Below are 12144 nucleotides of genomic sequence, written 5' to 3' on the forward strand. Positions count from 1 at the left end.
AGAAAATTCATCTAGCTGAAGGGCGGAAAATTAAGTGGCACAAGTGTTAACGGAAAAGACAGCAATTATTACAGGAGCAGGGCGCGGCATCGGCCGGGCGACCGCCCTGGCACTGGCCAATGAAGGCGTGGCCGTCGGGTTGATCGCGAGAACCGAGAAAGAAATTGAACAATTGGCGAAGGAAATCCGTTCGTTGCGCGGCCGCGCAGCTTTTGCGGCAGCCGATGTGTCGGATCCCAAGCAAGTGGAGGCGGCGGTCCGGAAATTGACCGACGAGCTCGGCACGATCGACATCCTCATCAATAATGCGGGCATCGGGAAATACGGCAAGTTTATGGAACTCGAAACCGAAGATTGGCAAAATATGCTCAATGTCAATTTAATGGGCATGGTCCATATGACGAAAGCGGTGCTGCCGCAGATGGTGGAGAAGCAAGGTGGCGACATCGTCAATATTTCCTCTTCATCGGGACTCAAAGGAACGAAAGGCTCAAGCGCCTATAGCGCATCGAAATTCGCGGTACTTGGCATGAGCGAGTCCTTGATGCAGGAAGTGCGCCCCGACAATATCCGTGTATTCGCGTTGGCACCGAGTCGTGTCATTACGGGCATGACGGATTCCGGCAATGAAACGGATCAGGAAAAAGAGAAGTTCATGCAGCCGGAAGACATCGCGGAATACATCGTTTCGCAATTGAAGTTGAATCCGCGCATCTTTATTCCCTTATCGAAACAATGGGCGACCAACCCCTTTTAATCGCATAAAAACCCCTGAATGCCTTTGCGGCATTCAGGGGTTTTTTTTAGCTGATTCCTTTAACGTACGCTTCGACCTCTTGTGATGACGATAGTGCAAGGAGGTGATCGATGTGGGAAGCCATTTCTTGTTTCGACAACCGGCTGATTTGCGCACGCGCCTTCAAGACAGAAGAAGCGCTCATGGAGAATTCGTCCAAGCCGAGCCCGAGAAGAATGGGGATGGCGATGTCATCGCCGGCCATCTCGCCGCACATGCCTGCCCATTTGCCTTCTTTATGCGCGGCGTCGATGACCATCTTCACCAAGCGCAAAATGGCCGGATTAAACGGCTGGTAAAGGTATGACACCCGTTCATTCATGCGGTCTGCGGCCATTGTGTACTGGATCAAGTCGTTCGTGCCGATGGAGAAGAAATCCACTTCTTTTGCGAAGACATCCGCCATGACCGCAGCAGAAGGAATCTCCACCATGATGCCGACTTCAATGCCGTCGCTGACGGGGATGCCCGCATCCTGCAATTTGGCCTTTTCTTCTTCCAGCAAAGCTTTTGCTTGGCGGAATTCTTCTACAGTCGCGATCATCGGGAACATGATCTTCAAATTGCCATAAACACTTGCTCGCAATAAAGCGCGCAGTTGTGTTCTGAAAAGCTCGGGCATCTCCAAGCATAAGCGGACCGCGCGCAGGCCAAGGAACGGGTTCAGTTCTTTCGGCAAGTCCAGATACGCGAGTTCCTTGTCGCCGCCAATGTCCAGCGTCCGGACGACGGTCGGCTTGCCGTCCATGCCTTTTAATACAGTGGAGTAGGCGTCAAACTGCTCGTCTTCTGTCGGGAAGGCGTCTCTTCCCATATAGAGAAACTCGGTGCGGTAAAGGCCGATGCCTTCCGCGCCGTGTTCGAGCACGCCGGCCAGGTCTTTCGGCGTGCCGATATTGGCGGCAAGTTCAACACGCTGCCCGTCTCTGCTTACGGTTGGCTCGTCTTTGAGTTTGGCCCATTCGGCTTTTTGGGCGTCGTAGGCTATTTTTTCCTGCTCGAATTGCTGGATGGTCGCTTCGTCCGGGTCGACGATGATTTTGCCTTGCAAGCCGTCGATGATCACCGTTTGGCCGTTGCGAATCGAGGCCATGGCGTTTTGGGCGCCGACCACTGCCGGAATTTCCAAAGTGCGCGCAAGGATGGCTGAATGCGACGTGCGCCCGCCAATATCGGTAATGAAGCCTTTGACAAACTGGGCATTCAATTGGACGGTATCGGACGGCGTCAAATCTTCGGCTATGACGATGACTTCCTCATCGATCATGCTCGGATCTTGTATTTTGACGCCCAGCAGGTGGGACAGCAGCCGTTTGCGGACGTCTTTGATATCCGCAGCGCGTTCTTTCATATATTCGTTGTCCATCGCTTCAAACATCGCGATGAACATATCGCTGGTTTCCTGCAGCGCAAACTCCGCATTGACGCTGTCGCCTGAAATGCGCTCTTTGATCGGCCCGATCAGTTCAGGATCGCCCAGGACGAGCAAATGGGCGCCGAAAATCGCGGCTTCCTTGTCGCTGATTTGCTGTGCGGCCTTTTCCTGGATGATTTCGAGTTCCGCGGCAGCTTGTGCCACGGCCGCATCAAAACGGGCGATTTCTTCTACAGGATCGCCCACTTTCTGCTGTTCGACAATCAACTCGGGATTTTCCAGACGGAACGCTTTGGCGATGGCAATGCCGGTAGAAGCAGCGATGCCGGAGAGCGATACAGTCATTCGTTGGAGATTCCTTCCGCTTTCAGCACTTCGTCGATCTTCGCCATCGCTTCCTCTTCATCCGCTCCGTCCGCAGCGATCGTAACGGTCGAGCCCGATGCAATGCCGAGCGACATGACGCCGAGAATCGATTTCAAGTTCACTTGCTTGCCGTTAAAGCCGAGCGTGATGTCCGATTGGAATTTCGAGATGGAGCCGACGAGTGCCGATGCCGGGCGAGCGTGGATGCCTGCTTCGTCCGTAATTGTATATTGCTTTTCTACCATGTTGGTTTCCTCCTAGAGATGAACGTATTTGAGTGGAATCATTCATATTTTGAATGATTTTGATTACCTATGAATGATTATGATTGATTTTGAAAACGATTTCAAGTATTATCTATTTAATCAGAAAAGTAAAGAAGGTGATGGCATGCTGACCACGGAGCGGCATCAATTGATTTTGAACCTTTTGAGAGAAAAGCAGAGCATTAAAATCCAAGAGCTGGTGGAACTGACTTCGGCTTCCGAATCCACGATCCGCCGCGATTTAACAGAACTTGAGGAACTGCAGAAGCTGGAACGGGTTTTTGGAGGCGCCAAGCAAATCGCAAAAAACGTGCCGGAACCGAGCCTGTCGGATAAAGCGGCGAAGCATCTGAAGGAAAAACAACTGGTCGCGCGCTATGCGGCCTCGCTCGTCAAAACAGGGGACGCGATTTTTCTGGATGCGGGTACGACCACTGCCGAGATGATCCCTTTTCTAAAAGACAAAGATGTAACCGTTGTCACCAATGGGCTGAGCCATCTGGAAGCCTTGATCGAGCACGGGATCACTTCCTATCTGACGGGCGGCTTCATCAAGTCGCGCACGCGGGCTTTGGTCGGCCCGCAGGCAATCGAATCGCTGGACAATTACCGCTTTGATAAAAGCTTTCTCGGGGTCAACGGCATTCATCCAGAAGAGGGCTTTACGACCCCAGACCCAGAAGAAGCGGCCGTCAAGCGAAGGGCTGGGGAATTATCGAGAAGCTGTTATGTGCTTGCGGATCAGTCCAAATACGGCACAATCAGCTTTGCGCACATTTTCGACTTAAACCGTTCGGCTTTGATTATCGACGGCTTGCCGGAAGACGCAGTAGAAGAAATCGAACGGCAAACAACGATTAAGGTGGTGGTGACACAATGATCTACACATGCACATTCGCTCCATCCATTGATTACACAGCGTATTTACCGCATTTTGAAAGCGGCGCGTTGAACCGGTCAGATGAAGTGTATTATTACCCCGGCGGCAAAGGCATCAACGTTTCGCGCGTACTCAGCCGCTTAGGTCTCACAAGCCGTGCGCTCGGATTCGCCGGCGGTTTTACAGGGCGCTTTATCGAAGAGTTCCTGGACGCAGAAGGCATCGAGACCGATTTTGTCGATACCGGCGCCATTACGCGGATCAACGTCAAAATCAAGACGGACCAGGAAACGGAACTGAACGGGCCCGGCCCGGTATTAGGGGAAGCGCAGCTGGAACAATTGAAAGACAAGATTGCCCTTATGACAACAGGCGACTGGTTCGTCCTGGCGGGCAGCTTGCCGTCCTCGGTGTCGACCCAATTTTTCAAGGGCCTGGCAGACCGCTGCCAGGAGCGGGGCGTCCATTTTGTGCTCGACACGTCTGGCCCTGCTCTGAAGGAATTGCTGGATACAAAGCCTTTTCTCATTAAACCGAACGAGCATGAACTGGGGGAGATTTTCGGAGTTGAAGTCAACACCCAAGCACAAGCGTTCCATTATGCCAGCCTGCTGGTGGACAGAGGAGTCGAGCATGTTGTTGTCTCCATGGGCGGGGCGGGAGCCATCTATGCGTCCCGTGACCATGGCTATACAGCGAATGTGCCAAAAGGCAAAGTCGTCAACACCGTCGGCTCGGGAGACTCCTTGGTGTCAGGATTCATCGCTTCTTATATACACCATCAAGATCCAAGCAAAGCATTCCAATACGGCGTCGCCAGCGGCAGCGCCACGGCGTTCCGGACCGATTTATGCGAGCTGGCAGATGTCGAGCAATTGCTTCCTGAAGTGACCGTAACACCATTCGAAAAAAGGATGTGACAAAATGAGAATTACACAATTATTGACGGAAAGCACCATTATTCTGGATCTGAAAGCCGGTACCAAACGCGACGTACTAAACGAATTGGCCGAGCAATTGGACCAGGCCGGGAAGTTGAACGACAAGCAGCAATTCACGAAAGACATCCTGGCGCGGGAAGAACAAAGCACAACGGGCATCGGTGATACGATTGCCATTCCGCACGCCAAATCCGAAGCGGTCAAAGAACCGGCCATTGCGTTCGGCCGGTCGTTTGAAGGAATTGACTTCGAATCGCTGGACGGGCAGCCTGCCCAATTGTTTTTCATGATCGCGGCGACAGCAGGGGCAAACGATGACCACCTGGAAGCTTTATCGCGCCTTGCGACCTTCCTGATGGATGAGAAATTCCGCGTCAACATTTTGGAAGCGCAGTCGAAACAGCAAGTGTTGGATATCGTCTCTGCGAAAGAAGCGGAAGTGGAGGGGCCGGAACCAACAGATGAGGCAGCACCGGTTGCCGGTACAACAGAACCCGCTGCAGGCGGCAAAATCCTCGCAGTCACGGCGTGCCCGACTGGCATTGCCCACACCTATATGGCGGCGGAAAAGCTTAACGGGCGTGCGAAAGAGCGGGGCATCAACTTGAAAGTGGAAACGAACGGGTCGAGCGGGGTGAAAAACCGCTTGACCGATGCAGAGATCGCGGAAGCGGACACCATTATCGTTGCAGCCGACACGAAAGTCGAAATGGCAAGATTCGACGGAAAACACGTCATCCAGACACAAGTCGGCAAAGCCATCTACGAAGCGGACCAGCTTTTGGACCGCGCACTTGCACAAGATGCACCGGTCTATAAGCATGACCGCACCAAAGATGCGGATGCCGGGACAGAGCCGAAATCAGGATTCTACAAGCATTTGATGAACGGTGTATCGAACATGCTGCCATTCGTCGTCGGCGGCGGGATCTTGATCGCCCTGTCGTTCTTCTTCGGCATCAACGCGGCAGACCCGGATAGCCCGGAATACAATGAATTTGCTGCGATGCTGTCAACCATCGGCGGGGGCACGGCGTTCTTCCTGATGGTTCCGGTCCTTGCCGGATTCATTGCGATGAGCATTGCCGACCGTCCCGGCTTCGCGCCAGGGATGATCGGGGGCTTGCTTGCGATCACGGTCACAGGCGTCGAAGAAGCTAGCGGCGGTTCCGGTTTCCTCGGCGGTTTGATCGCCGGATTCCTTGCCGGTTACGTGACGCTTCTCGTGAAGAAAGTGTTCTCGGGCATTCCGCAAAGCCTGGAAGGTTTGAAACCCGTGTTGTTCTATCCGGTATTCAGCATTCTTATCACAGGAGTCGTCATGATGCTCATCAACCCGCCCTTGACGCAAGTATACACAGGCATCTCCGCATTCCTCGAAGGCCTAGGCGGCACGAACCTGGTTCTCGTCGGACTTCTCCTTGGCGGCATGATGGCAGTCGATATGGGCGGGCCGGTCAACAAAGCCGCCTACACATTCGGCATCGCCATGCTCGACGCACAGAATTTCAATTTCATGGCGACGGTCATGGCAGCGGGCATGGTCCCGCCGCTTGGACTGGCCATCGCCACAACGATGTTCAAGAAGAAATTCACCAAACCGGAACGTGAAGCCGGCAAAACGGCTTATGTTCTCGGCGCGAGCTTTATCACCGAAGGCGTCATCCCGTTTGCTGCAGCCGATCCGGCGCGGGTCATCCCGTCAGCGATTGCAGGGGCGGCAACGACCGGGGCGTTAGTCATGCTGTTCGATATCGGACTCCGTGCACCACACGGCGGCGTCTTCGTCATCGGCTTGGTCGACGGAGGACTTCCAAGCATCTTGCTGTATTTGGTCGCGATACTTGCCGGTTCATTCGTGACGGCAATCCTCGTCGGGTTGCTGAAGAAAAATATTACGGCAGCTGCATAAATGAAAAACCGCCATCCGGTTTCACCGGGTGGCGGTTTTTTTATGGACAAGAAAGAAGCAAGAGAGAACTCCCTTTAAAGCCGAATGGGTTCATTGATCGGCATCGATCATGCCTTTTTCAAGCAACAGGGCGGATGTGCCGGCAATTGCTTCATGTGCGTCCCGGCCGTCTGCATGGATCGTGATGGTCGAGCGGGTCGGAATCCCAAGTGCCATGACGCCGAGTATGGATTTCAAGTTGACGGTCTTGTTTTTGAATTCTAGCGATAGTTCACAGTGGAAACGGTTCGCCTCACTGACAAGAGCTGCGGCGGGCCGCGCATGCAAGCCTTCTTCCGCAGTAATGAAAAATTGTTTTGTGGCCATTTACGGTTTTCTCCTCCTTATGCAGATGCGCATTTCCCCATTATAAGGTTTTCTCATCGCCCTTGTTAAGCGTAAGCTTGCAAGGAGGGATGGAAGCGGCGAAAATTAAGTGGAAAATCGAACAACAGACTAGGCAGGCAGACAGAAAGGGAGTAAAATGTAAATAAGTTGAATATTCTGATAAAAACTTGTATCGTTCATTAAGCTATGACCGAAAGGACAGCATGAGGGAGGGAAAAACATGAAGACCAGCAGCACGGCCGACTTTTTAAGGGACTTCAACGACGCTTTTTTCAAAGGAGATAAAGAATTCATCGAGCAGCATATTACGGATGATGTGGTATGGATCATGGTCGGGGCCCTGCCTTTAAAGGGGAAGCAGGCGTTAGTGGATGCGGCTTTCGGAATGCAGGATTATACGCAAATGGCTTTTGAAATCGACACTATTATTGCGGAAGGGCAAGAAGGTGCGGTAAAAGGCGTCATGACTGCCAAAGGCGGTAACGAGCGGGAACGCAAATATTGTTATTGTGATTTTTACGAATGGCAAGGAGACGGCGAGCTGCAAATAACGAAAATTACATCGTTCGTGGTTGAAACGAAATAGAGCCGAAGCGGGCTCTATTTTTTTGATGTCTTTTCATTTAATTAAAATGTATTAAACTACATAAGGGTATAAAAGAATTTCAAAACAAGCACACAAGAAAATAGGCCAATACAGGCAGAAGGCTGCTGACAATTCTTGCGTTCTCAGGAAAACTTCGGCAAGATGGATTAATAAGCAACAAGAAAGGGTGCAAGACAGTGGATTATCTGAAATCACGCAAAAATGCTTACGCTGTTTTACTGAGCGGGCTCGTAGCGGGTGTCGTCATTGCATTTTTGATCAACGATGACCCGGATACATCGACTTTGGTCGCTGCCGGGGCGATCGGTGTGGTGATCGGGGAAGCGCTCATGTTCTGGCGCTGGAGCAACCAACGCAAAACAAAACAACGCGAAGATTGAGGGCTGGCAGCAAGCAATCACATAGCAGCGGAAGGGAAGTAGAGGACGATGACGACAATCTGCCTGATTCGGCACGGAGAAACAGAATGGAATAAGATCGGCCGCATTCAAGGAACGACGGATGTGCCGTTGAATGAGACGGGGAAGCAGCAAGCACGCGCATGCGAATCTCATTTGACGAAAGAAGCGTGGGACGTCATCGTGACGAGCCCGCTCAAGCGTGCTAAAGAGACCGCCGCCATTATCAATGAAACGATGCGTTTGCCCGTCTTTGAAATGACAGAGTTCCAGGAAAAGCACTTCGGCAAAGCAGAAGGCATGACGGCGGAAGAGCGTTACGGCTTGTATCCGGACAAAAATTACCCAGGGCAGGAACAAGCGCAAGAATTCCACAACAGGCTGTCGAAGGGGCTCGCGCAACTCAATGAACGATTCGGTAACCGGCGTGTGCTCGTCGTCGCGCATGGAGGCGTCATCAATGCGATTCTTGAACAATTGGCGCACGGGGAATACGACGGCGAAGTCCGTTTGCAAAATGGCGGCATGAATCACTTGGCGTATGCCAGCGAACGCTGGGAGATCCAGAAATATAATTTCATCGACCATCTTGAACTGCTGGATGCGCAGTCAAAGTGAGCGCATTAAGCCAAAAGGAGATCGACATATGGAACACGCTGAACTGAGAAGCTTGCACGAGGAAGTCGAAAAATTGAAGTTTCATAACCGGACGCTGCAGGCGCTGCTCGGACAATTGTTGGAAGAGAAAATGCAAGACCCGACCATCCATGAAGCGATCGTGGTGCATGATTTGTCAAAAGCTGAACTCCAGGCCTTCACCCAATTGATTCGCGGCTGCGAAGGCGATGTGAAAGCTTTTAAGCAGCAGGCCGCGAACTTGGGCCCAAAATTCACAGACTTGGTCGTCAAAGGCCTGCTGCAAGCGTTCATGGGGTCTACCAGGCTGACCGGCAAGTGTGAAGAAATTCTTCAATCATATGAAAAGAATTGAATGAAAAAACACCGCCGGAAATCGGCGGTGTTTTTCGGGGGATGGATTCATTTCTTCCCGCACCCAATCATTTGCGTTTTTTGGCAGTTTCGGCAGGAGGCGCCTCCTTGGCATCGAATATGCCGCGCCGGTATACAAACACAGCCAGCGCCGCCATAAATAAGGCGGAATTGAACCAGAACACAAGATCATTCAAATTGCCTCCGAACACCAAGGTGTTGAGGACGGTCAATAGATGCATCACCAGTAAAAAAATGAATAGAATCGTTGAGGTTCTCATCAAATCACTCCATAATCGTTTTGCTCTGTTCATTGTAACGGAATTGACGCACAGGCGTAAGCGTTTAAGGGAATTGTAGAAAAGAGTTCACGAAAGGATGAGGAAAATGGTCAGATGGAAAGAGCAAATGGTCATCGAAGCGCCGATCGAACGGGTGTGGGAATTGTTTCAAGACGAGCACATCCAGCGCATCATGCCGAAAGTGGAATCACATGAGCTGCTTGAAGGGGAGAATAACGCGACAGGCGCTAAACACGCGCAAGTGTACACAGAAGGCAACCAGCAGCAACGGTATATCGTAGAAACTTTATCGTATGTGGATGAACTGGAGAAAAAATACCGCGAGACGGCTTTTGAGATGGGGCAGATGTTCAAAGTGCGCTACGCATTCAGCTTGGAAAAAGAGTCGCCACAAAAGACGCGCTTTGTTTACGAAGGGCAAAACAAAGGGATGAGCATCACAGGGAAGATGATGCTGTTGGCAGGCAGCAAAAAAGCCGCGCGAAGCACCGTATTGAATTTCATGAACCGGGTCAAGGAACAAGCCGAACGGGAAAGCTAAAACGTTGGCTTGGAAAGAAGATGGTGTAAGAAGAATATAAATGTAATTAACTACATAAGGAAATAATAGAAATTCAAAAACAGCCCACAAACAAAATTTATTCATCGCCAACAAAAAGAAGGAAGGGCTTGGCGACACCTCGAAATTACTTATATAGAAGGGCTATAGGTTTATTTCAGCGAAAGACGAACCGGTAAAACAACGTCGGTTCTGTGGTTCAGGGAAAGGAGTGCACGAATGGTCATATATGTACGGATGATTGCTGAAATGCTGGTCATCGCCATTTTTATTTATTTTGTCAGCGGCCGGTTAATGGGGTCGAAAGTGAATTTCACCAAACGGATATTGTCTGTCGTGCTCGGGGTTGTCCTGACGACATTTGTATATTGGTATTCCTATTTGCGCTATACCGAATTTATGGATGATGCTTTCGCGACGATGTTGACAGATACCAGCACAGTCATTTGGATCGGCAGCATGCTGATGATTTCGATGCTCTTTTACTTGATCCTCGAATTATTCGATCCGATTGAACTGGGAGACCGCGGCGAACGCATCACGAACCGCAAATTCATCTGGAAACGGCTGCGCAGCCGCTGGAGACGCCAGAAACGCTTAAGCAAAGTGCTGGAGATTGCGGTCAAGAACGGCATTTCCAGCACCTTGAAGTATGCGCGTCATCGTGAAAACAACCGGGAGCTGGCGGTCGCTTTCCGCAGGACGCTGGAAGAAGCCGGGGGCGTATTCATCAAATTCGGCCAAGTATTGTCGACCCGGACGGATTTGTTCGCTCCAGTCTTCATCGAGGAACTGAGCCAGTTGCAGCAAAACGTCAAAGCTCTGCCAAAAGAACAAGTGACGGAAATCCTAAGAAAATCCATGACACAGCCCATTGAAGAAGTGTTTTCCAAACTCGAGAAAGAACCGCTCGCATCAGCATCGATCGGCCAGATCCACCGCGGCGTTTTGCGCAAGAACAATGAAGAAGTCATCATTAAGATGCAGCGTCCGGAAGTGAGCGCCATCATGCGGGATGATTTGGACATTTTAGTGGAATTTGCCGAATGGGTGTCCAGTAAATCCACATGGGCGCAGAATATCGGATTCCGTGAATTGGCGGTTGGCTTCGCCAATGGCTTGCGCGAGGAAATCGACTTTGAAATCGAAATGCGCAATATGATTCAAGTGAAGAACGCCCTGGAAGACAGCAAAAACCAAGTCAAAATCCCGAAAGTGTACCGGGAATACAGCAATTCAACGATTATCGTCATGCAGTATTTCCAAGGCAAAAGTATTTCAAAAGGAGATGCGGTGTTCCGTCACTTTGCTGTCGAGCCGAAAAGATTCGGGCGTACGGTGTTGTTTTCATTCTTGGAACAAATGCTGTTTTCCGGCATATTCCACGCCGATCCGCATCCTGGCAATATTTTTATCGACGAAACGGATGGCCAACCGATTTTGCTTGATTTTGGTTCGGTCGGCCGCTTGACAGCCCCGCAGCAGGAAGCGCTCAATCATTTCATCATTGGCATCCAGCAAAACGATGCCAGCATCGTCCATGATGCCGTCAGAAAGCTGGTGGAAAATGGCGAGAAGCTCGACGGGGCGAAATTTGAACAAGCCATCGGGGAGATTTTATTGAAGATTTCCTATGTCGACCGGATCCCGACTGCAGAATTGATCCACTCCTTATTCGATGTCACCCGTGAATTCGGCTTGGCGTTTTATCCGTCTGTGGGAATCGCGCTCAGGTCGTTGATCAGCCTCGACAGCACTTTGCACACTATCGACCCGAAGTTCGATATGTTCACGGAAGCGAAAAGCTTTGCGAAAGAATACAAGACCTCCGTGTTGAAAAAGCCTTTTAAACAACCGCTCGCGACCAAGGAACGCATCGAAGAGGAATTGGTGCTGATTTTGCCGGAAGTCGCCAAGCTGCCGAAACGCATCGATCAATTGATCCGGCGCGTAGAAGGCGGCAAAATCATATTGCACCATGATGTGTTTTCCGATAAGCACAACTCGGGATTTGTCATGCAATTATTCTCCAGGTTCGTCTTATTGATGTCTGGAATCACGTTCGGGTTCATCTCGGCTGCCTTATTGGCCATTGCCCAATTTATCGATACCGTTTATGCGATTTACTTGAACACTGCCGCATACGGCGGATTGTTCCTGTGCGTCATCTTGCTTGTCAGGCTATCCATTCAGGCTATTCGTGATATGAAACGCAGCAACCAGTACAAATAGTCGCTTGAATCGCTTGGTCTGCAACATAAAGCAAGCCCCCATCCGTCTAGACTAACACAGTAAAATGAGACACTATAAAACACCTTCGAGATGGTACACTTATCACAAGTACTGAAATCGGAGGTGTTTTTGC

General features: G+C 50.9%; 14 protein-coding genes. 10 read left to right on the plus strand and 4 right to left on the minus strand.

Translation table 11 applies throughout. From position 1 onward, the window contains the following. Positions 1–34: 34 nt before the first annotated feature. The gene (locus tag AB9R92_RS02355) at positions 35–757 is read left to right on the plus strand and encodes a 3-ketoacyl-ACP reductase (RefSeq protein WP_370667929.1); all 723 of its coding nucleotides are present in this window, start codon (positions 35–37) and stop codon (positions 755–757) included. A gap of 46 nt (positions 758–803) precedes the next feature. Here the strand turns inward: AB9R92_RS02355 and ptsP are convergent, their stop codons facing one another. Continuing rightward, complete coding sequence (gene ptsP, locus AB9R92_RS02360) at positions 804–2516, minus strand: phosphoenolpyruvate--protein phosphotransferase (protein WP_370667930.1); 1713 nt, start codon at positions 2514–2516, stop codon at positions 804–806. Further along, on the minus strand, positions 2513–2782 hold the full coding sequence (locus tag AB9R92_RS02365; RefSeq protein WP_370667931.1) for a phosphocarrier protein HPr: 270 nt from the start codon (positions 2780–2782) through the stop codon (positions 2513–2515). Before AB9R92_RS02365 ends, ptsP begins: the two co-directional genes overlap by 4 nt. Positions 2783–2927: 145 nt before the next feature. Between AB9R92_RS02365 and AB9R92_RS02370 the strand changes: the two genes are divergently transcribed. The 3 genes from AB9R92_RS02370 to AB9R92_RS02380 are packed head-to-tail and all read left to right on the plus strand — an operon-like array spanning position 2928 to position 6536. Further along, a complete protein-coding gene (locus AB9R92_RS02370; RefSeq protein ID WP_370667932.1) occupies positions 2928–3683 on the plus strand; it encodes a DeoR/GlpR family DNA-binding transcription regulator in 756 nt (251 codons plus the stop codon). Beyond that, positions 3680–4603, plus strand: a complete 924-nt coding sequence (gene pfkB, locus AB9R92_RS02375; RefSeq protein WP_370667933.1) for a 1-phosphofructokinase — start codon at positions 3680–3682, stop codon at positions 4601–4603. The genes AB9R92_RS02370 and pfkB overlap by 4 nt, the downstream gene beginning before the upstream one ends. A 4-nt stretch (positions 4604–4607) precedes the next feature. Further along, a complete protein-coding gene (locus AB9R92_RS02380) occupies positions 4608–6536 on the plus strand; it encodes a PTS fructose transporter subunit IIABC (RefSeq protein ID WP_370667934.1) in 1929 nt (642 codons plus the stop codon). Positions 6537–6626: 90 nt separating this feature from the next. On the opposite strand, the gene AB9R92_RS02385 is transcribed toward AB9R92_RS02380, so the two are convergent. Next, complete coding sequence (locus tag AB9R92_RS02385; protein WP_370667935.1) at positions 6627–6902, minus strand: HPr family phosphocarrier protein; 276 nt, start codon at positions 6900–6902, stop codon at positions 6627–6629. 241 nt (positions 6903–7143) lie between these two features. Here AB9R92_RS02385 and AB9R92_RS02390 point away from each other — a divergent pair, with 241 nt between their 5' ends. The 4 genes from AB9R92_RS02390 to AB9R92_RS02405 all read left to right on the plus strand — a co-directional run bounded on the left by AB9R92_RS02390 (position 7144) and on the right by AB9R92_RS02405 (position 8919). Further along, positions 7144–7509, plus strand: a complete 366-nt coding sequence (locus tag AB9R92_RS02390; RefSeq protein ID WP_370667936.1) for a nuclear transport factor 2 family protein — start codon at positions 7144–7146, stop codon at positions 7507–7509. 197 nt (positions 7510–7706) lie between these two features. Continuing rightward, positions 7707–7910 carry a hypothetical protein gene (locus AB9R92_RS02395; protein WP_370667937.1) on the plus strand — a complete coding sequence of 68 codons (204 nt, stop codon included), beginning with the start codon at positions 7707–7709 and terminating at the stop codon, positions 7908–7910. Positions 7911–7958: 48 nt separating this feature from the next. Beyond that, positions 7959–8546: a histidine phosphatase family protein gene (locus tag AB9R92_RS02400; RefSeq protein ID WP_370667938.1), complete on the plus strand. Its 588-nt coding sequence runs from the start codon at positions 7959–7961 to the stop codon at positions 8544–8546. Positions 8547–8574: 28 nt separating this feature from the next. Next, positions 8575–8919 carry a hypothetical protein gene (locus AB9R92_RS02405; RefSeq protein ID WP_370667939.1) on the plus strand — a complete coding sequence of 115 codons (345 nt, stop codon included), beginning with the start codon at positions 8575–8577 and terminating at the stop codon, positions 8917–8919. Positions 8920–8986: 67 nt separating this feature from the next. Here AB9R92_RS02405 and AB9R92_RS02410 read toward each other — a convergent pair whose 3' ends face one another. After that, positions 8987–9199, minus strand: a complete 213-nt coding sequence (locus tag AB9R92_RS02410) for a hypothetical protein (protein WP_370667940.1) — start codon at positions 9197–9199, stop codon at positions 8987–8989. A 106-nt stretch (positions 9200–9305) separates the two neighbouring features. Here AB9R92_RS02410 and AB9R92_RS02415 point away from each other — a divergent pair, with 106 nt between their 5' ends. Both AB9R92_RS02415 and AB9R92_RS02420 read left to right on the plus strand, forming a co-directional pair. After that, on the plus strand, positions 9306–9761 hold the full coding sequence (locus tag AB9R92_RS02415) for an SRPBCC family protein (RefSeq protein WP_370667941.1): 456 nt from the start codon (positions 9306–9308) through the stop codon (positions 9759–9761). Between the two features lie 237 nt (positions 9762–9998). Next, a complete protein-coding gene (locus AB9R92_RS02420; RefSeq protein ID WP_370667942.1) occupies positions 9999–12011 on the plus strand; it encodes an ABC1 kinase family protein in 2013 nt (670 codons plus the stop codon). Positions 12012–12144 lie beyond the last annotated feature (133 nt).

Origin of the sequence: Planococcus sp. SSTMD024, assembly GCF_041320495.1 — a bacterium.
Classification (GTDB): Bacteria; Bacillota; Bacilli; order Bacillales_A; family Planococcaceae; genus Planococcus.